Raw genomic sequence first — 22199 nt, 5'->3', positions numbered from 1 at the left:
GTGAAGGGCTGGGCGAAAAGTTCGATTTTAACTAATCGTAATCAATTACGCATTGTTGAATCGCCTGCTGCACCACCTCATCGAGGGGCATCGTGGCATCGACCGTGATGACACCTGGCTCGCAGGAGGGATCTTCAAGCGCTTCGAACTGGCTTGCGACCAGGCTGGGTGGATAGAAGTGCCCGGGCCGCGACGCCACTCGCTGCAATGACGCCTCTTGTGACAGCTGCAGGTGAACGAAAAGAAGGTGGGCGTCGGCTTGCCGCAGGATGCCGCGATATGAACGCTTCAGCGCGGAGCAGGTCAGCACGGCACCTGTGGGCCGGGCCGCGAGTTCGTCGCGCAGGCGCGCTAGCCAGCCTGCGCGATCGTCATCGGTCAGTGCGAGGCCTTGACGCATCTTCTCGATGTTGCCGGGCGGATGAAATTCGTCGCCTTCGACCAGTGGCAGGTGCAGGTGCGCCGCGAGGCGCTGGCCGACTTCAGACTTGCCGCAACCCGACACGCCCATCACGACGACACGCAGCGCTCGTTTGCCTTGACGATCAAACTCATGTTGCGGGGACTGGGGCCGAACCATGGTTGATTATGGTTCGGCCCCGCGCGGGGAACTTGCGCCAAGTCAGGCGCGGGTGCTGCACGCGCCCGCAGTTGCGTTCAATGCCACGGCGCGCCCGTGCCCTGTTGCCAACTGCCACGCAATGGCCCCAACGCCATGGACCAACCGCACCACCGCGCCGGCCCCAAAGACGATGGCCAGCCGCAGGTCCGCAAGGGGTTGCAGCACGGCATTGAAACGAGGCGCCGTCTGGCGCACGGCAACAGGCAGCGGGTCCCAGGTGAAGTAGGACGGGTTCTGCCAGTTCCATGACTCGACCACCATGCGCTGGCCGGCTCGCAGGCGCACCGTCTGGCCAGCGCCGATGAAGTGGTCGCCGGACTCGTTGTAGGCCCCGCGATGCGGCCCGTCGTAGGTGACCCACATCTGGCCGTGGGCGACTTTGAACGTGCCTTCCTCGCGTGGCTGCAACGTGATCGCGCGGCCCGCCGCCAGTTTCCAGGTGCCGGGCAACGCGGGGGCCTCGGTGGCTGTGGATTGTTGCGTATACGGGCGTGCTTGGGTGATCATAGCCATTCTCCGGTTGGGGCTAGTTCGGCAATGAATCATCGGCGCGCGACGCTTGGCAGTCCAATGAATTCCCGATACGCTATTGATTCCGGATTCGCATGAATGCCGGTCACACTCCTGACACGGATTGGCACTCGCATGCAGCACTCTCAAACGCACTTACGTACCCGCCCGATCTCCGCAGGCCACCTGCGCGCCTTCGAGGCCGTGGCCAGGCACCTGAACTTTCGCGCGGCATCCGAAGAGATGGCGTTGACGCAGTCCGCCGTCAGCCGGCAGATCCAGGCGCTGGAAGACGAAGTCGGCGTCAGCCTGTTCCTGCGGCACACGCGGGCCGTCGAGCTCACAAGTGCAGGCGCGCTGCTGCTGACTGCGGTCACTCAGGCACTACCGCGTATTGATGGGGCGATTCGCCAGATCCGCCAGACGGCCGGACGCCGCACAGTGGCGCTAACCACATTTGCGTCGTTCGCGTCGATGTGGCTCATTCCGCGGCTGGAACAGTTCCAGCGCGACAACCCCGACATCGACATCCGCATCGACGCCTCGGACACCACACACGACCTCGAAACATCTGACGTTGACCTGGCAATGCGCTACGGCCCGATGGCGACGATGCCGCCCAAGGCCATCCGCATGTTCGGCGAACAGCTCACGCCAGTCGCGAGCCCCTGGCTGCTCAAGAGCGGGCCTGCCTTGAAGAAGCCTGCGGATCTGGTGAACTACGCACTCATCGAGGCCGGCGATGCGCATCACACGCATCTGGAATGGCTGACCTGGCGGCGCTGGTTCGACGAACACGGCCACCCGAAGCTTCAACCTAAACGCTGGCTCTACTTCAACTACGCGTACCAGATGGTTCAGGCAGCACTCACCGGCCAAGGTGTTGTGCTGGCGCGCTTACCCATGGTCGCCGAGGCACTGGCGAACGGCGATCTCGTCGAGCCGCTGCCGAAAATGCGAATGGACTCGCCCATGGCCTATTGGTTGATCGTCGGGCCGCGCAGCGAGAACCGGCCCGAGATCAAGGCCTTTTGCGAATGGCTGCTGGCGCAGAGCAAAGCGACTCGCCAGACGATTGGTGAAGTCCCGGACCCAGACACGGTGGACTATATAGATTGAACTACTTCACGCAAAAATAGGAGTATCGATACCTTCGTCTGCTGCGAATTGACCGCTTGCAACGTAGTGTACGGCGATGAAAAAACGTCACGCACGCGCTGCCGCCTCACGCCTCGCCTTGGAGCCACGCATCGTTTTCGACGCGGCCATTGCAGCCGCCGTCGTTGACCGCGAGTCAACACTGACTTCCCCTGCCCTGGCAACAGACCAGTCTGTTGCCGCCCGTGCGGATGCCCAGTGGACAGCGCCCGTAGGTCCCATGCCAGGTGCCACTGGCCCCATCGAATCACGTGGTTTGACGCCAACGGCCTTTGAAGGTCTCCAAGGCGTGTTGCCGCCGGCTTTTGCCGGCCCGACAACGGCGGTCGTCGCGAAAGAAACCACCTTCTTATTTACTGGCGGCGACACGATCAGCGTCTCCGATCCAGACGACAGCTACGCGACACTGAAGCTCGGTGTGGACATCGGCAATATCACCGCTGATGTCGGTCCACCGTTCGGCCGTGTTGACGTTGGTACCTTGAGCTACAGTGCCGGCTTCGCAAGCATAAACAACGTGCTGAAGTCGCTGGCATACACACCGCCTGCTGGCTTTGAAGGCGTCGCTGCGGTCTCGGTGTATATCTACGACAGTCTCACCCTGACCGGCCAGCGAGACATCATCATCGCCGTTGGCAATGAAGCCGCTCCCGTCAACACTCTGCCGGTTGGCGCACCGCAAGCAATCATGAACTCCCCGCTCTCCGTGGCTGGCGTGAGCGTGGCGGATGCCAATGGCGACAAAGTGACTTCGACCTTGACCGTTGCGCACGGCACGCTCTCAGTTAGTGGTGGCAATGCCGGTGGTGTGTCAGGTGACGGTACGACAACCCTGGTCATCACTGGCACGCCCGCACAAGTCAGTTCAAAGCTGGCTTCACTGAGCTACACACCGGCGACCGGATACACAGGCACTGACACGCTGCAGATGCAAAGCAGCGACCGATACCTCACCGACATCGACTCCCAGTCAATCAACGTTCTGCCGCCAGTTGCCGACGCAGCCCCAGTCAATACCGTTCCATTGACGACGATCACGACGAACAAGGACGCATCCGTCGCAGTCGCCGGCATGAGCGTTGCTGATGCCGATGGTGACGCGCTTACCAGCACACTGACTGTGACACATGGCACGCTCAGTGTCGCCGGTGGAAATGGTGTGAATGTGTCGGGTGACGGCACCAGCACGCTAGTGGTGACCGGTTCGGCCGCGCAAATCAATCTACAGCTCGCATCGCTCAACTACACGCCCGCAGCAAGCTACCTCGGCACGGACTCGCTGCTGATTTCTACAACTGACCAGGTCCTTATCGATGTGGACGCTGTATCTATCAATGTGGTCAATCCGAACATCGGGCTTCCTGCAGGTCCGCTCGCGGCTATTGAAGACACTGCCCGCTCGATTTCAGGCGTTACCGTGCCCGCCGGAACGGTGCAAGTACAAGTGTCGACAAGCCAAGGCATCCTTTGGGTAGGCGGCGGCGGCGGTAGTACCGCAGGTAACTTCTCCAGTACGCTCTTGATCTACGGCACACAGGCAGAAATCAATGCAAGGCTCACAACTTTGCAATACGCGCCTAACTTTGACTTCAACGGCGCCGATGAACTCAAGGTTTTGACATTTGACGGCTCTGGCCAACAGTTCGCTTCTGTCAACATCGACGTCGCCGCAGTTGCCGATGCCACCAACGACAACATCAGTGCTGTAGAAGACACAGTCGCCAATTTCAACGTTCTCAGCGGAACCGGTGGTGCAACAGCGGACACATTCTCGGATCCAGGCAAGACCGCCTCAGTGCTCACCGGTCCGTCGCACGGGACACTCGTGCTCGGCTCCAATGGCGCCGCAAAGTACACGCCCGACGCCGACTACAACGGACCTGACAGCTTCACGTACGTCGTCAATTCAAACGGAGGGCCGGAAACCGCAACAGTCACGATAGACGTGGCCGCACGGCCCGACGCCGTGGACGACTTTGTCACCACCACCGAAGATGCTGCAGCGACGTTCAACGTGTTGACCGGAACCGGTGGCGCAAGTGCGGACAGCTTCACCAGCGGCACCGTCACCGCCAACACGACGCCTTTGCACGGCTCGATCATCATCGGTGCCAATGGTGCCGTCACCTATACGCCCAACGCCGATTTCCACGGCACCGACAGCTTCACTTACACGGTCACAGCGGGCGGCAGCACAGAGACGGCAACTGTCCACCTCACCATCGACCCCGTGGCAGATGCAGTGGACGACACAATCAGTCTGTCTAAAGACTCAACGGCGAACTTCAACGTCCTGACGGGAACCGGCGGCGCGACTGCAGACACGTTCGCTGACCCATCCAGGGCTGTCACTGCCCACAGCGATCCCTCGCACGGCACGCTGGTCATCGACGCAAATGGCGCAGCCACCTATACGCCGACAGCCGGGTACACCGGTGCGGACAGCTTTACCTACACCGTAACCTCCGCCGGCTCCACTGAAACAGCGACCGTGACGCTGTTTGTTATGGGCAATCCCCCGAGCGTGACAGCGCCGGCCCTCTCCATCGACGAAGACACGTCCGTGGCACTGAGCGGCGGCAATGCGATCTTGCTCAATGATCCTGATGGCGACATCACGACAGTGACCGTCAGCTATGACGCCGCGCGGGGTTCGCTACCCCAGATTGGCGACGGCGAAGTGGTGAATGGCGACATCCACACGCTGACCTTCAACGGAACGCAAGGCGACATTCAGACCAGGCTTGCCAATCTCACCTTCACGCCCGTCGCTAATTTTGTAGGCAACGCCACGATCTCTGTGGTTGCAACCGATGCAAACAGCCAGACAGGCGGCACCACCCTGACGATCACCGTGAACCCGGTGGACGACACGCCAGACGCAACCATCAATGTTGTCTCAGGCAGCACAATCTACACAGGCCTGCTCGACGGCACTTTGATCCCGCACACATTTGGCTTCGTGCAGACATTTATCAACGGCGTTCCCAGCTACACAGTCGGCATAGAAACAGGCTTTGCCAATCCGGCGCACGGCAGCGTCACCGTAGATGCGCAAACTGGCCTTCTCACGCTCACGGTGGCGCCTGACTTCTCTGGTACGGAGACGTTTACATATTCGGTCGATACACCGTACGGCGAGCACGAAACTGCCGTTGTGACCGTGCAGGTGAACGCGCCGCCAGTCATCACGGCACCACCGTCCGTCGGCACCTCGTACACCGATGCAATCAAGTTTGACAACGGCAACACCGTCAGTGTGGCCGACACCGAAGGCGACGTGAGCAGTGTCGAACTCAGTGTGGACAGCGGGACCATCCAAGTCACGCTGACCGGCGGCACTGCAGCCATCGCCGCAGGAGCGAACGCGAGCGGCGCCTTCACGCTCACAGGCAGCCAGGACGACATCAACGCAACGCTTGCAACACTTCAGTTCACGCCATCGGCTACCTACGTCATTCACGCGACGTTGTCGGTGACGGCGCACGACGCGGCAAGTACAGTCATTGACACGGTGAACATCGCGGTCGCACCTATCGTCATTGCCGCACCGTCTGCACTACAGAGCGCAACCGAAGACTCGCCTTTCCAATTCACAGGCGCAAGCGCCATCACCGTGAACGATGCCGAACAGGCCGCTCTCGATGTGCAATTCGACCTGACAGATCAAGACGGGCATTTCATCGACACGTTCACCCTGAATACAGGTTCATACATTTCCGGCACGCCAGCCGAAGTGAATGCGCAGCTTGCCGGTCTTGTGTTCACGCCACCTGCCGACTTTGTCGGCCCCGTGGTGCTGTCGATCGCAGTGAAGAGAGCAGACCAAGGCTGGGGGGGGTTCAGCGAGGTTCGCACGACCATCAACTTCGATGTTGTAGCCGTAGCCGATGCAACAAACGACACCGTGGTCGTCAATCGCGACAGTGCAATCACCTTCAACGTGCTCACCGGCACGGGCGGCGCAACGGCGGACACCTTTTCCCACCCCGCTGCAAAGATCATCGACTTCAGCCAGCCCGCCAACGGCACGCTGGTCGCTGGCGCGAACCCTGGCGAGTTCACGTTCACGCCAGACGCCGGCTATTTGGGCACGACCACATTCACGTATCAAGTCAAGTCGGGCTCCCTGTTTTTCGGTGAGGGGTATGTAGGCGGCAACACGGAAACTGCCACTGTCACGATTGTGGTGAACGATGCGCCGACACAGAACGTGCCGGCTTCTCTGAATGCATTCGAGGACACGCCTCTTGCAGTCAGCTCAATCAGCGTGGCGGATACAGACAGCACCAGCATCACCACAACCTTGAGCGTCCTGCACGGCACGGTGAGTGTCAGCGGAAGCAGCGGCGTTGTCACGGGTAGCGGCACCGACACCCTTACGATCACCGGCACAGTTGCCCAGGTGAACGCAAGGCTGGCGAGTCTCGTCTACAACAACACCGCCGACTACAACGGCGCCGACACATTGAGCGTGAGCACAACTGACGGCGCTGCAACAGTGGCGGGCAGCTCAAGCATCACGATCGCCGCTGTGGCAGACATCGTGGCCGACACTATCAGCACCGCATCGTCAACGCTGGTGAACTTCAACGTGTTCGCTGCCAACCCTACAACGGCAGACAGCTTCGAGAACGCAGCGCACACCGTGACCTCGGTCACCGCCTTGAGCAACCCCGCTGCAGGCACACTCAACAGCGACGTGAACGGCAACGGCGACGGCTCCATGAGCTTCATGCCTGCTGCCGGCTTCAAAGGCACTGTAACGTTCGACTACACCGTCACCTCAGGCGGCGTCACTGAAACAGCCACCGTCACGATCGACGTTGGCAACGCGCCACCCACACAGACCGTTCCCGCCACGCTGGCTGCCACCGAAGACACGCCTTTGGCGATTGGCTCCATCACCGTGAACGACGTGGACAACGCCAGCGTCACAACAACGGTCAGTGTGCTGCACGGCACGGTGAGCGTGGGCGGCAATGACGCAAACGTGTCCGGCGATGGCTCTGCCACGATGACCATCAGCGGCACGCTGGCGCAAGTCAACGCAAAGCTGGCCAGTCTGGTGTACAGCAGCGTCGCCGACTACTACGGCGCCGACACGCTCAGCGTGAGCACCACCGATGGTGCTGCTACTGTGCTGAACACTGCAGCCATCACGGTTGCCGCAGTGACCGACATCGTGGCTGACACGATCGACACCCCGTCTGCAACGCAGGTGAGCTTCAACGTCTTCTCGGCGAACCCGACCACGGCTGACAGCTTCGAGAACGCAGCGCACACCGTGACCTCAGTCACCGCTTTGAGCAACCCCGCTGCGGGCACGCTCAACAGCAACGTGAACGGCAATGGCGACGGCGCGATGAGCTTCACGCCGGCAGTCGGCTTCAGCGGCACCGTGACGTTCGACTACACAGTCACATCAGGTGGCGTCACCGAAACGGCGACCGTCACGATCAACGTTGCCAATGCGGCGCCCACACAGGTGGTGCCTGCATCGCTGGCAGCAACAGAAGATTCGACACTGGCTATCAGCAGCATCAGCGTCGCTGACACAGACAGCGCCAGCATCACCACCACGGTGAGCGTGCTGCACGGCACGGTGAACGTGGGCGGCAGCGGCGGCGTCGTCACAGGCAGCGGCACGGACACCCTCACGATCACCGGCACAGTCGCCCAGGTCAACGCAAGGCTTGCAAGCCTCGCCTACAACAACACTGCCGACTACAACGGCGCCGACACATTGAGCGTGAGCACAACTGACGGCGCTGCAACAGTGGCGGGCAGCTCGACCATCACGATCGCCGCTGTGGCTGATATCGTTCCCGACACGATCAGCACCGCATCGTCAACGCTGGTGAACTTCAATGTGTTCGCCGCCAACCCTGCAACGGCCGACAGTTTCGAGAACGCTTTGCACACAGTGACCGCGGTCACGGCATTGAGCAACCCGGCTGCAGGCACGCTCAACAGCGATGTGAACGGCAACGGCGATGGCTCCATGAGCTTCATGCCTGCTGCCGGCTTCAAAGGCACTGTAACGTTCGACTACACCGTCACCTCAGGCGGCGTCACTGAAACAGCCACCGTCACGATCGACGTTGGCAACGCGCCACCCACACAGACCGTTCCCGCCACGCTGGCTGCCACCGAAGACACGCCTTTGGCGATTGGCTCCATCACCGTGAACGACGTGGACAACGCCAGCGTCACAACCACGGTCAGCGTGCTTCACGGCACGGTGAGCGTGGGCGGCAATGATGCAAACGTGTCCGGCGATGGCACTGCCACGATGACCATCAGCGGCACGCTGGCGCAAGTCAACGCAAAGCTGGCCAGTCTGACGTACAACAGCGTCGCCGACTACTACGGCACCGACTCACTCAGCGTGAGCACCACCGATGGTGCTGCCACGGTAGTGAACACCGCAGCCATCACCGTCGCCGCAGTGACCGACATCGTGGCTGACACGATCGACACCCCGTCGGCAACGCAGGTGAGCTTCAACGTCTTCTCGGCGAACCCGACCACGGCTGACAGCTTCGAGAACGCAGCGCACACCGTGACCTCAGTCACCGCTTTGAGCAACCCCGCTGCGGGCACGCTCAACAGCAACGTCAACGGCAATGGCGACGGCGCGATGAGCTTCACGCCTGCTGTCGGCTTCAGCGGCACCGTGACCTTCGACTACACCGTCACATCGGGCGGCGTCACTGAAACAGCCACCGTCACGATCAACGTAGCCAATGCAGCGCCCACACAGGTGGTGCCTGCATCGCTGGCAGCAACGGAAGATTCAACACTGGCCATCAGCAGCATCAGCGTCGCTGACACCGACAGCGCGAGCATCACCACGACGGTGAGCGTGCTGCACGGCACTGTGAGCGTTGGCGCAAGCGGCGGCGTTGTCACCGGCAGCGGCACCGACACCCTCACAATCACCGGCACAGTTGCCCAGGTGAACGCAAGGCTGGCGAGTCTCGCCTACAACAACACCGCCGACTACAACGGCGCTGACACGCTGAGCATCAGCACCACAGACGGCAGTGCGACCGCCAACAACAGCGTCGCCATCAACATCGGCGCGGTGGCAGACATCGTTGCAGACTCGATCAGCACGACAGAAGCCACGCCAGTGAGCTTCAACGTCTTCTCGGCGAACCCGACCACGGCTGACAGCTTCGAGAACGCAGCACACACGGTGACCTCGGTCACCGCCTTGAGCAACCCGGCTGCAGGCACGCTCAATAGCGATGTGAACGGCAATGGCGATGGCTCCATGAGCTTCACGCCGAACGCGGGCTTCACCGGCAATGTGACGTTCGACTACACAGTCACTTCGGGCGGTGTGGCCGAGACTGCTACCGTCACTATCCATGTCGGGCCAGTGGTGGTGAACCAGCCGCCCACGCAGAGCGTGCCTGCTTCCTTGAGTGCAGTTGAAGACTCGTTGCTGGCAATCAACTCGATCAGCGTCGGCGACGCCGACAGCGCCAGCATCACCACCACGGTGAGCGTGCTGCATGGCACGGTAAACGTGGGCGGAAGCGGCGGTGTCGTCACCGGCAGTGGTACCGCCACTCTCACGATCACCGGCACGGTTGGCGAGGTGAATACAAGGCTCGCAAGCCTCGCCTACAACAACACTGCCGACTACAACGGCGCCGACACGCTAAGCGTCAGCACCACTGATGGCCTTGCGACTGCCAGCAACACCGTCGCCATCAACATCGGCGCGGTGGCCGACATCGTCGCGGACTCGATCACCACGTCCGCCTCGACGCCGGTGAGCTTCAACGTGTTCGCGGCCAACCCGACCACCGCTGACAGCTTCGAGAACGCAGCGCACACGGTGACTGCGGTTACCGCCTTGAGCAACCCCGCTGCAGGCACGCTCAACAGCAACGTCAACGGCAATGGCGACGGCTCCATGAGCTTTACGCCAAACGCGGGCTTCAGCGGCACCGTGACATTCGACTACACCGTGACTTCCGGCGGCGTCACCGAAACGGCGTCCGTCACGATCAACGTCAACCCGGTCGCAGTCAACCAGCCGCCTACGCAGAACGTACCTGCAACGGCCGCTGCCACCGAAGACGTGCCGTTGGCCATCAAGACCATCACGGTCAACGATGTTGACAGCGCCAGAGTCACCACCACCGTCAAAGTGCAGCATGGAACCGTCAGCGTTGGCGGCACGGGCGGCGCGGTCAGCGGCGATGGCACGGGCGTACTCACGATTTCCGGCACGCTCGCACAAGTCAATGCACGCCTGGCCAGCCTTGTCTACAGCAGCATCGCCGACTACAACGGCACTGATACGTTGACGGTCCGCACGACCGATGGCATTGCAGCCGCGACCAACTCGATGGTGATCGACATTGCGCCCGTGAAGGACGCCGTGCGCGACACGATCAACACGCCAGCCGTCACGCCGGTGAGCTTCAATGTTTTCGCCGCGAACTCGACAAATCCCGACAGCTTCGAGAACATCGATCACCGGGTCACGGCGGTCACGGCGCTGAGCAACCCGGCAGCCGGCGTGCTCAACTCGAACGTGAATGGCAACGGCGATGGCGCCATGAGGTTCACGCCAGCGGCGGGCTTCAGCGGCGCAGTGACTTTCACCTACACCGTGACGTCCGGCGGAGTGACCGAGACTGCGCTGGTCATCATCAACGTCGCGGCACCTCCCCCAGTGAATGTGACGCCGACGCAAGTCGTTCCGGCATCACTGGCGGCGACAGAAGATACACAGTTGTCGATCAGCTCCATCACCGTGGACGATGTCGATAGCCCGAACGTCACGACAACCGTGAGCGTGCAGCACGGCACCGTTGCCGTGGGCGGCACTGGCGGCAGCGTCACTGGCAGCGGCACCGGCACACTCACCATCTCGGGCACGCTGGCGCAAGTGAATGCGCGCCTGGCGAGCCTGAGCTACAGCAGCACGGCTGACTACAACGGCCCCGACACACTGAGTGTGTCAACAACAGACGGCGTGTCCACCAAGACAAACACGGCAGCGATCAACATCACCGCCGTGGCCGACATCGTGGCCGACAAAATCAGCACGCCTGCCGCCACGCCTGTTGCGTTCAACGTTTTCGCGGCCAACCCCACCACGGCGGACAACTTCGAAAACGGTGATCACAAGGTCACCGCCGTCTCGGCGTTGAGCAATCCGGCAGCGGGCGTGCTCAATGGCAACGTCAATGGCAACGGCGACGGCGCGATGAGCTTCACACCGGCCGCCAACTTTAGCGGCACCGTGACGTTCAGCTACACCGTGACCTCTGGCGGCGTGACGGAAACGGCAACTGTGACGATCGAAGTCGGCACCCTCACCCCCGTGAATGTGCCGCCAACACAGGTGGTTCCTGCGTCGCTCTCGGCAACAGAAGACACACCGCTTTCGATCAGCACGATCTCAGTCAACGATGTTGACAGCCCGAACGTCACCACGACGGTGAGCGTGCAACACGGCACCGTCACGGTCGGCGGCAGCGGAGGCACCGTGACAGGCAGTGGCACCGGCACGCTGACCATCTCCGGCAGCCTGGCGCAAGTCAATGCACGCCTGTCGAGCCTGACCTACGTGGCCACGGCTGACTACAACGGCGCTGACACGCTGACTGTTGCCACGACCGACGGCGTCGCAACGAAGACTGACGCGGCAGCAATCAACGTTGCAGCTGTGGCAGACATCGTCGCCGACACGGTCAATACCCCGGCTGCAACGCCCGTGGCCTTCAATGTGTTCGCGGCCAACCCATCGAACGCCGATAGCTTTGAGAACGCAGACCACAGGGTCACAGCGGTATCGGCATTGAGCAATCCGGCGGCAGGAACACTCAATGCCGATGTGAACGGCAATGGCGACGGCACCATGCGCTTCACGCCGGCAGCCGGCTTCAGCGGCACTGTGAGCTTCGACTACACGGTCACCTCGGGCGGCGTGACGGAGACGGCCCGCGTGACGATCAATGTCGCCCCGCCTCAGGTCGATGTCGCTCCGCAGCAGGACATTCCTGCATCGCTCACGGCAACAGAAGATGTGCCGCTGGCCATCCGCACGATCACAGTGCAAGACGCAGACAGCGCCAGCGTCACAACGACGCTGAGCGTGAAGCACGGCACCGTGACCGTCAGCAACGATGCGAGCGGTGCGACCGTGCAGGGCAATGGCACCGGCACGATCACGGTCACCGGAACACCGGCGCAAGTCAATACACGGCTGGCGAGCCTCGTCTACAGCAGCACCGCCGACTTCAATGGCGCCGACACACTGACGGTCAGCACGACCGACGGCAAGTCCACCGTGTCCGGCTCAACCGCAATCAACATCACGGCGGTGGCAGACATCGTCGCCGACAAGATCACAACGGTGGAAAGCAATGCGGCTGGCTTCAATGTGCTCACAGGCGCAGGCGGTGCCGCTGCCGACAACTTTGAAAACGCCGATCGCGCCGTCACAGGGCACACAGCCCCGGCGCACGGCACGCTGGTGATCGCTGCCGACGGCACTGCGTCGTATGTGCCGGCTGCTGGCTTCAGCGGGATCGACAGCTTCACTTACACAGTCACTTCCGGCGGCGTGTCGGAGACAACGACGGTGACGATCAATGTCCAGGCGGTCACGCCGCCCCCACCTCCGCCCCCCCCGCCGCCGCCGCCAGGCCCGGGCCCAGGAGAGCCTGAGCGCCCATTGGCCAGCGGCTACCTGCTCTATGAGTACTTCGAATCGGCAGATGCCAACGCCAGCGGCCTCGTGACGTCGCGCGACAACCTGACGTACGTCGAGCCGGTTGTTCGCGCGATGCAGGCAGAGTCGCTCCAGCGTGCGCTGCGCGTGAACGCTGCAAGCGCACCGGAAGCCGCCAGCCCGTTGTTCGACGCCTTCGGGCTTTCTGCACCCAGGAGCGAGTTCGTCTCGCCCCTGCAGCGCGAAGCCCAGGCAGATACGGCCAAGGCAGACGCAGCGGCCCGCACCGCTGCGCAGGTGCACAAAGACGGCGCAGCACCTGCTGCCCCGACTGAAGCTCCGCGCCCCATGAGTGCGGCACCAGGCCCGCGTGCAGCACCCAGCTTCTCTGCGCAATTGCGTCGAGACAGCGAAGCGCTGCGCACCCAGGCCGGGCGCCGGGCTACCGCCGCTGAACAGGTGCAAAGGGCAGTTCGCGCTGTGCCGGCGAAGTAACCGCCGGCGGGCACATCGGCCACAACCCGGGCCTATGACTTAGGTCACCTGGCCGATGTGCAAGCGCCGCGCAACAAGTAACGTTGAGCAATCTTGTGTGGACAGGTGCTCGTTATCGATTGAGAACCAAATTGAAACTGAAGGTTGACATCATGCAGACGATCCAGCAAAACCACTTCCGCGCACTTATCAAGCCAACGCGCACCGCGTTGGCTGTCGCAACGCTTGTAGCGCTTGCGGGCTGTGCAGTAAACCCCAGGCTCGCGACACCTGAAGAAGTGACAAGTCGCATGAACGACGACGTCTCCAAGATGTACGTCGGCCAGGCCGCCATCAGCGGCCCGCTGACCTTTGAAGAGGCTGTGGCTCGCACGCTCAAGTACAACCTCGACTACCGACTCAAGAAGATGGAGTCAGCCGTTGCGCTCGGCATCGCCGACCAGGCCAGCTTTGACATGCTGCCCAACCTGGTGGCTTCTGCAGGCTACCGCACGCGCAGCAACGACTCCGGTGGCACCAGCATCGGCATCGTTGACCGCATCGAATCAGTGCGCCCCTCGACCTCTGAAGAACGCCGCCACTCGCTGGCCGGCGCAGAGTTCTCCTGGAACGCACTGGATTTCGGCGTGTCGTACTACCGCGCACGCCAGCAGTCCGATCAATTCCTGATCGCTGAAGAGCGCCGCCGCAAGGTCGTGCAAAACATGATCCAGGACGTCCGCGCGGCTTACTGGCGTGCCCTGGGCGCGCAGCGCCTGCTGGCCGACACCAATTCGATCATCGACCGCGCCAACACGGCGTTGGGCCGCTCGCGCGAAGCCGAGACGCAACGCCTGATCAGCCCTGTGCAAGCACTGACATACCAGCGCGCACTGCTCGACGCGATCACGCTGCTGAACCAGCGCCGCCAAGACCTTGAGTTTGCCAAGCGAGAACTCGCTGCCCTCATGAATGTCGAACCCGGCGTGACCTTCACGCTGGCCGACACGGCCGAGGCCAAGCTGCCGCCAGCCCCCAAGGATGTGCGCAAGCTTGAAGAGATGGCGCTGCTGCAACGCCCTGAACTGCGCGAAGAAGATTTCCGCAAGCGAATCACGGCCGACGAGGCTCGCAAGCAAATGCTCAGCATCTTCCCCAACCTGAGCCTTGACTTCGGCCGCCAGAGCGACTCGAACGACCTGCTGTACAACAACAGCTGGACACAAGGCGGCGCGCGCCTGTCGTGGAACCTGATGAAGCTGTTCTCAGTGCCTGCAATGCAGCGTACGCAAGCGCAGCAAGAGTCTGTGGACCAGGCCCGTCGCATGGCACTGTCGATGGCCGTCATGACGCAAGTGCGCATCGGCGTGGAACGCTACCGCCTTGCGCTGGACGACTACCGCCTGGCCGACAACGCCGCACAGGTTGACAGGCGTCTGGCGGACTACACCAAGGCCGCTGTCAACTCGCGCCTTGAAAGCGACCTCGAAGCGATTCGCACGCAGGCCCGCGCGGTGCTTGGCGCTTACCAGCGCATGAGCGCCTACGGCGCAGCGCAAGTCGCCTTCTCGCGCCTGTACAACTCGATCGGCGTTGACGCGCTGGCTGACAACTTCGAAGGCGACGACTTGCCCGCACTGACTGAGCGCGTTCGCGCCCAGCTCAAGGCACTTGAAGCAGAGCAACTGCCGCTGACGTCGAACCTGTTCGGTCAACTGCCGCAGGTTTCTGTTCGGGTGGCTGGCGTTGACGACGCTGTCGGCCAGGTTCGCATGACCGCGCAAGTCAAGGAATTCCTGCAGCGCAACGAAATGGAAGTGTCCGACAACGGCATGCCAGTCACGTTCACGCTTACGCGAGTCCAGAAAGACGGCATGGAGAAAGCCAGCTGGACGATCAGCGCGATCGACACGTCGGGCAAGCCACGCGGTCAAGCCATGCACACTGCAACGCTGCCGGCAGACGCCCGCCAAAGCGCCTACGAAGCAACGCTCGCGGCGGCCATGACGTCGCAGCTCGCGCAGCTGCGTTCCTGGGTCGCCAAAGACGCGCAATAGCGCAACCCGTTTTAACCAACTTCACTATCGGAACGAGACAGACCATGACAATACGCACGCTTGTAAACCGCCTTGGCATGTGTCTGTTACTCGCCGGCGCAACAGCCGCCCATGCGCAAGTCAAGAGCGCTCCTGCGCGGCCTGCTCAAGACGAGGCACCCGCAGAGGCAGCGGCACGCACGACGCAAGCCGACAAGGTGCGCGTACTGCTCGTCGCCGACTTTGAAACGACGCTATCCAGCCCAACCACCGCGCGCATTTCCAGGCTGGGCGTCAGCATGGGTTTGCCGTTTGCGGCGGGCCAGACGCTCATCTCTTTCGATTGCGAAGAGCAGCAAGCGCGACTCGTGATGGCAAAGGCTGAACTGGTCGGCGCACAGGAAACTCTCGATGCGCGAGTGCGCATGCAGGGGCTGGACCAGGCCAGCGCTGTTGAAGTCGCCATTGCGGCAGCAGCAGTGAGCAAGGCACGCGGCCAGGTGGACTTGAACGACGCGCAGGTTGGCCAATGCACTATCAAGGCGCCGTGGGCGGGTCGCATCGCCAAGGTCCACATCAAAAGCTTCATGAGCGTCACGCCAGGCCAGCCCTTGCTCGACCTGGTCAAGTTTGGCCCCTTGCGCTTGAAGCTGAACCTGCCGTCCAGGCTCGTTGCCAAAGTCGCCAAGGGCACGACGTTCAGCGTCGCTATTGACGAAACCGGTCGCAGCTACGAGGCGCGGGTCAACGCAGTCAACAGCCGCGTCGATCCCGTCAGCCAGACTGTCGAAATCGAAGCCGTTCTCGCCAAGGCCTATCCAGACCTCTTGCCCGGCATGAGCGGCATTGCCAGCCTCACGTCACTTCGTTGATATGACCAGCAGCGCAGGCCATGGTGCGACGGCCCCGGCGCTGGGCGACTTGCTCCACCTGGAGCAGCGCGCGTTCAGTGCACTTAACACGCAAGCGCTCGGCTTCACGATCGTCAACGAAACCAGCTTGCTCGGGCACTTCCGGCAAGCAGCATTCTTCGTCACCGGCGCGACCGGCGCGCTGACGCTGTGCGGCGCGTCGGGGCTTGTGAGCGTCGTGGGCGACACACCGTATTCCGTGTGGGTCACGCAACTGGCCAAAACGCTCGCGCCCCAGCCACCTGTGCAGCTGCTGGACATCGGCTCGGCGCCTGAGTCACTGGTCGATGGCTGGCAGGAATGGCTGCCTGAGCATCTGCTGGCCTGCAACCTCAAAGACAGCGAAGGCACACGAATCGGGCTCGTCATCTACGCACGCGACGAAGCCTGGCAAGAGCACGAGTTGAGCCTCATCGCGCGCATTCACGAAACCTACGGCTACTGCCTGCAGGCGCTGGCACGCACTCCAGGGCCGTGGAAGTCGCTGGCCGCTCGCCTGCTGCAACGCCGCACCATGGTGGGCGCAGCGATTGCACTTGCGATCGCGTTGCTCATCCCGGTCAGGCTGTCGGCGGTTGCGCCAGCTGAAGTCGTCGCGCTGTCTGCCGTCGCCATCGCCTCGCCGCAAGAAGGCGTCGTCGGTGCGTTCCACGTCCAGCCCAACACACCCGTCAAAGCGGGCGACAAGCTTTTCTCACTCGACGATCGCGGCCTTGAAAGCCGCCGTGCAGTCGCCGCACGCGCACTACAAACGGCGCGGGCCGACGCACTGCTCGCAGAACAGCGGGCCTTCGATGACGCCAAGAGCAAAGGCGAACTCGCCGCGGCGCAAGGGCGCGTCAAGGAAAAAGAGGCCGAACTCGCGCTGGTCGAAGGCACGCTCGAACGCGTGACCGTACGCGCACCGGCTGATGGCGTCATCATCTTCGGCGACGCGAACGACTGGCTGGGCCGCCCCGTGCAAACAGGCGAGCGCATCATGCAGCTGGCCGACCCGCGTGATGCGGGAGTGATGGTCTGGCTGCCCGTTGCCGATGCGATCAACCTCGAGCCCGGCGCGCCGATCCGGCTCTTCCTGCACACGCAGCCGCTCAGCCCCTTGTCGGCTTCGCTGCTCGAGACGAGCTACCAGGCCGTCCAAAGCCCCGCTGGCGTGTCGTCGTACCGCGTTCGCGGCCGCTTTGAGCAACAGTCAGCCGGCACACGCATCGGCCTGCGCGGCACGGCGCGTGTCTCCGGTGAATGGACATGCCTTGGCTACTACTTCCTGCGGCGGCCGATCGCCGCGGTGCGCGAATGGACCGGGCTCTAGAGTTGCCGCACATGCAGGTCGAGCGGGCCACGCGCTTGCCGCTGATCCGCGAAGAACTGCGCCTGCTGCCAGCCGACGCCAACCGCGACGGCTCACCGGCGTGGATGATTCACGACCCCATTGCCAATCGTTTTTTCCGCATTGGCTGGATGGACTTCGAAATGCTGACCCGGTGGCAACTCGGCACGCCCGAAGCGATCGCACAAGCTGTCAGCAGCGAGACCACACTCGACATCCACCCGGACGACGCAGAGTCGCTTGCGCTATTCCTTCGGCAACACGGCCTGCTGCAACCTGCGGGCACCGCCGACGTGGATTCGATGCGCGAGCGCGCCGCTGCGCACAAGCCTGGCGTGGGCGAGTGGCTGCTGCATCACTACCTGTTCTTTCGCCTCCCGCTGGTGCGCCCGCAAGAGATGCTGGCCCAGTTGATACCGCGCCTGGCCTGGCTCTTCACACCTGCAATGCTGCTCGCCGTGGGCATTGCCACCCTCACGGGCATCGTGATGGTCTCGCACCAATGGGACACCTTCACGAGCAGCTTCGTGGACCACCTCACGTGGCACGGCGCCGTGGGTTTCGCCATTGCCGTTGCCTTTGCGAAGACACTGCACGAGCTCGGCCATGCGTTCACCGCCACGCGCTACGGCGTACGCGTCGCTCACATGGGCGTGGCCCTTGTTGTGATGTTTCCGATGCTCTATACCGACACGAGTGAGAGCTGGAAGCTCACCAGCGCGCGCCAGCGCCTGGCGATTGCCAGCGCGGGCATCATCACCGAGCTGGCCCTCGCCGGCATCGCCACGCTGCTGTGGTGCTTTACCCCCGATGGCCTGCTGCGAACGGCACTGTTCTTTCTGGCGAGCACGTCATGGCTGCTGACATTGGCCGTGAACGCCAGCCCGTTCATGCGCTTCGACGGCTATTTCATCCTGTGCGACGTGCTGAATTTCCCCAACTTGCACGAGCGAGCCGGCAACCTCGCACGCACCTGGGTCCGCCGCTCGATGCTGGGCCTGCCGCAGCCGTGGCCTGAGACACTGCCCAACGCACAGCGCCGCTGGCTGATCGCATTTGCCATCTCGACGTGGGTCTATCGCCTGGTGGTCTTCCTCGGCATTGCAACACTCGTGTATGTCTATTTCTTCAAACTCCTGGGCATTGCACTGATGGCTGTCGAAATTGGCTGGTTCATCGTGCGGCCGGTTTATTCCGAACTCAAGGAATGGTCGGCTGTGCGCGAAGAGGTGCAGCCCAGGCGCAAGCTGGTCGCGGGCCTCCTGGTCGCCGTTACGCTGCTAGTTCTGTGTGTGCCATGGCACTCCAGCGTGCAAGGCGCGGGCGTCATGCGTGCGGCACGACAGCATCTCGTCTTCGCGCCTCGCGCCGGTGAGCTGAAGGCGTTGCCCACACGCATGAAAGTGGCCGAGGGAGAGCTACTGTTCGCGCTTCAATCACCAGATCTTGGCGGTAGTGCAGACCGTGCCCGTGCGCTGGCTGATGCGCGAGCGCAGGAGCTCGTGGGCTTGAGTGGGCTGAGAGACGGCGAAGAGCGGCGCGCCATGCTCGAATCCGAGCGTGAGCGCTTCCTGGCTGAGGCCAGCGTTTTTACGGGCGAGCAATCGCGCCTGCAACTCGTCGCGCCGTTCGCTGGCCGCCTGGCAGACGTCGATCCGCAGTTGCAGGCAGGCGTATGGGTGCAGCCGCGCCGCCCGCTTGCCATCCTGATCGACCCCAGCCAGTGGATCGCCGAAGTGTTTGTCGCGGAAGAAGACGTAGGCCGCATCAAGGCGGGCGACGCGGCCAAGGTGTACAGCGGAGTCCGCGCGATATCAGGCAAGGTCGTGCAAATTGACACGTCACGCACCACGAGCTTGCCCTACCCAATGCTCGACGCCACGTATGGCGGCCCCATCGTGACGTTGCCGCGCACCGACGAGCGCAGCGAAGAACACACCGTGCGCGACGGCCTGTACCGCGTGCGCATTGCGCTCGACGAAGCACCGCCGCGCGAGCGCATGAGTTTGTGCAGCGTGTCGATTTCAGGAACTGCGCAGGCTTTGCTGCATGGCGTTTTCGACCATGCGCTGTCGGTGGTGATTCGCGAGAGCGGGTTTTAGGCTGCTGCTTCACCCCGGCAGCGCGCGGGCAACCGCACCTACCAGAGCCCCGTCTCGACACGAATCGCCACTTCGCAGTCGTCAAAAATCTCCAGCTTGGCGATCTTCACGCGCACACCAACAACGCCAGGCAACTGCATCAACCGCTGGGCCAGCTTGCCTATCAGGCTCTCAAGCAAATTCACATGCTCCGCCGTGCACTCATCGATGATGATGCGGCGTACCTTGCGGTAGTCGAGCACGTGGCTGATGTCGTCGTCGCGCGGCAGCAAAGGCTGCGTGCCGAGATTCAATTCGGCATCCACACGAATCGGCTGGGGCGCCTCTTTCTCGTGCTCAAGAATGCCCAGCGCCGCGTCAAAGCGCAGGCCGGTGAGGGTGAGTGTCTGCGTGCCCGCTTTGGTCATGGTTTGCCTGTCGCTTCGATGCGTTACATGAGCGAGAAGTCGCGCTCAAACTTCATCAGGTGCTGGCCCCCATCAATGATCAGCGTGGTACCGGTGATCGACTGGTTGTCCAGCGCGAACTTCACTGCCGCCACAACGTCGCCCACCGTCGAAGACCGGCCCAGCGGCGACAGCGCGTGCAGCTGCTCGAACTTGTCGTCCGACAACATGTGGCTCGTGAGGGTCAGCCCCGGCGCTACTCCCACCACGCGCAGCTGCGGTGCGAGCGCGATGGCAAGCATCGTGTTCGCAGCTTCGAGCGCCGCCTTCGACAACGTGTAGCTCAAAAAGTCCGGGTTCTGGTTCCACAGCTTCTGGTCCAGCAAGTTCACCACCACACCTGCGCCTGCAGCCAGCTTGCGCTGCGCAATGTGGTGATGCAGCGCCTGCGCAAGCAGCACTGGCGCGCCCGTGTTGGTGCGCGCGTGCGCGGCCAGCGCCTCGTAGCCAAAGCTATCGACACTGTCGTGCTCGAAGAGCGACGCGTTGTTCACCACCGCATCCACAGCGCCAAAGCGCTCGATCACTTGCGGCAGCAGCGCACGCGTCTGCGCCTCATCGGCGAGGTCCGCCTGGAATAACTCAACCTGCGCGCCACCCGTTGCAGCCTTGCGCGCATCGTCAACCGTCTTTGCAGCATCGGGTGCAGAGCCGCGATAGTGCACCGCCACGTTCCACCCCGCCGCAACCAGCGCCAGCACCACCTCGCGGCCCAGCCGCCTGGCAGAGCCGGTAACGAGCGCGGTGCGCGGGCGCAGTGGTTCATTCATTCGGGGACAATCCAGGCGTGACCAATGAAGCAAACAGTTTAACGACAGCCCTGCAGGGGCTTATCAAGCAGGCCATTGCACGCGACGGCGGCTGGTTGCCGTTCGACCGGTTCATGGCGCTCGCGCTCTACACACCGGGCCTGGGCTACTACGCCAACGCATCGCGCAAGTTCGGCCAATTGCCATCTTCAGGCAGCGACTTCGTCACGGCGCCTGAAATGAGCCCCCTGTTCGGCCAGACGCTGGCGATGCAGGTTGCCGACGCGATGCAGGCCACGAACACACACGAGATATGGGAGTTCGGCGCCGGCTCCGGCGCGCTCGCAGTGCAGCTGCTCGACGCACTGGGCGGCAAGGTCAGCAAGTACACGATCGTCGAGCTGTCTGCATCGCTGCGCGACAGGCAGCGCGCGAAGCTGGCCGAACACAGTGCCATGGGTGCCCGCGTGCAATGGGTCAGTGAATTGCCCGAGCGCATCGAAGGCATCGTCGTCGGCAATGAAGTGCTTGATGCGATGCCGGTGAAGCTGATCGCACGCGTTGACGGGAAATGGCGCGAACGCGGCGTCGGCCTCGTCAATGACAGCCTGACGTGGATCGACCGCCCCACCGACCTGCGCCCGCCCATCGACATCGAAGGCACACACGACTACTTGACTGAGATCCACCCGCAGGCCGAAGCATTCATCCGCACACTGGGTGACCGCCTCACGCGCGGCGCGGCATTCTTCATCGACTACGGCTTTGGCGAGCGCGAGTACTACCACCCGCAACGCCACATGGGCACGCTGATGTGCCACCGCGGGCACATGGCCGATGGCGACCCGCTCGCCGACGTCGGCCTGAAAGACATCACGGCGCATGTCGACTTCACGCAGCTCGCCGTCGCAGCCGGAGAAGCAGGTTTGCAGACGCTGGGCTACGCGACGCAGGGCCGCTTCCTCATCAATTGCGGCATCGTGCCGCTGCTGGCACAGGCGCCGCTGGCCGAACGCATCGCTGCGCAGCGGCTGGTGGCCGAACACGAGATGGGCGAGCTGTTCAAGGTGATCGCATTCCATCGTGGTGACTTCTGGGATGCGCCCGGCTTTCGCGAAGGCGACCGCACGCACACGCTGTAGCTGCACTCACC

11 protein-coding genes are annotated in these 22199 nt (G+C 62.7%); 7 read left to right on the top strand and 4 right to left on the bottom strand.

Annotated features, from left to right (window positions below):
- Positions 1-31: 31 nt before the first annotated feature.
- Both GHT07_RS07475 and GHT07_RS07470 read right to left on the bottom strand, forming a co-directional pair.
- Positions 32-580 (bottom strand): gluconokinase, encoded by a 549-nt coding sequence (locus GHT07_RS07475; protein ID WP_228488231.1) that lies wholly within the window; start codon positions 578-580, stop codon positions 32-34.
- A 42-nt stretch (positions 581-622) separates the two neighbouring features.
- On the bottom strand, positions 623-1129 hold the full coding sequence (locus GHT07_RS07470; protein ID WP_194792873.1) for a DUF2917 domain-containing protein: 507 nt from the start codon (positions 1127-1129) through the stop codon (positions 623-625).
- Positions 1130-1267: 138 nt separating this feature from the next.
- On the opposite strand from GHT07_RS07470, the gene GHT07_RS07465 reads away from it, so the two are divergent.
- The 6 genes from GHT07_RS07465 to GHT07_RS07440 all read left to right on the top strand — a co-directional run bounded on the left by GHT07_RS07465 (position 1268) and on the right by GHT07_RS07440 (position 19851).
- Positions 1268-2251 (top strand): LysR substrate-binding domain-containing protein, encoded by a 984-nt coding sequence (locus GHT07_RS07465; protein ID WP_153584446.1) that lies wholly within the window; start codon positions 1268-1270, stop codon positions 2249-2251.
- Between the two features lie 76 nt (positions 2252-2327).
- Entirely contained in the window at positions 2328-13493 is an 11166-nt protein-coding gene (locus tag GHT07_RS07460; RefSeq protein ID WP_153584445.1) for an Ig-like domain-containing protein, read from the top strand.
- Between the two features lie 131 nt (positions 13494-13624).
- On the top strand, positions 13625-15529 hold the full coding sequence (locus tag GHT07_RS07455; RefSeq protein WP_228488230.1) for a TolC family protein: 1905 nt from the start codon (positions 13625-13627) through the stop codon (positions 15527-15529).
- A gap of 77 nt (positions 15530-15606) precedes the next feature.
- Positions 15607-16380: an efflux RND transporter periplasmic adaptor subunit gene (locus GHT07_RS07450; RefSeq protein ID WP_194792872.1), complete on the top strand. Its 774-nt coding sequence runs from the start codon at positions 15607-15609 to the stop codon at positions 16378-16380.
- 1 nt (position 16381) lies between these two features.
- Positions 16382-17731, top strand: coding sequence for an efflux RND transporter periplasmic adaptor subunit (locus tag GHT07_RS07445; protein ID WP_153584443.1), 1350 nt, complete (start codon positions 16382-16384; stop codon positions 17729-17731).
- Positions 17716-19851, top strand: a complete 2136-nt coding sequence (locus tag GHT07_RS07440) for an HlyD family efflux transporter periplasmic adaptor subunit (RefSeq protein WP_228488229.1) — start codon at positions 17716-17718, stop codon at positions 19849-19851. The genes GHT07_RS07445 and GHT07_RS07440 overlap by 16 nt, the downstream gene beginning before the upstream one ends.
- A gap of 38 nt (positions 19852-19889) precedes the next feature.
- Here the strand turns inward: GHT07_RS07440 and GHT07_RS07435 are convergent, their stop codons facing one another.
- Both GHT07_RS07435 and GHT07_RS07430 read right to left on the bottom strand, forming a co-directional pair.
- Complete coding sequence (locus GHT07_RS07435; protein ID WP_153584442.1) at positions 19890-20258, bottom strand: dihydroneopterin aldolase; 369 nt, start codon at positions 20256-20258, stop codon at positions 19890-19892.
- Between the two features lie 23 nt (positions 20259-20281).
- A complete protein-coding gene (locus GHT07_RS07430) occupies positions 20282-21067 on the bottom strand; it encodes an SDR family oxidoreductase (RefSeq protein WP_153584441.1) in 786 nt (261 codons plus the stop codon).
- Positions 21068-21084: 17 nt separating this feature from the next.
- Here GHT07_RS07430 and GHT07_RS07425 point away from each other — a divergent pair, with 17 nt between their 5' ends.
- Positions 21085-22188 carry a class I SAM-dependent methyltransferase gene (locus GHT07_RS07425; RefSeq protein WP_323740832.1) on the top strand — a complete coding sequence of 368 codons (1104 nt, stop codon included), beginning with the start codon at positions 21085-21087 and terminating at the stop codon, positions 22186-22188.
- The last annotated feature ends 11 nt before the right edge of the window (positions 22189-22199 follow it).

The organism is Caenimonas koreensis DSM 17982 (assembly GCF_009646335.1).
GTDB lineage: Bacteria > Pseudomonadota > Gammaproteobacteria > Burkholderiales > Burkholderiaceae_C > Ramlibacter > Ramlibacter koreensis.
The sequence above is the reverse complement of the archived record's forward strand: the minus strand, read 5'-3'. Positions and strand labels throughout refer to the sequence as shown.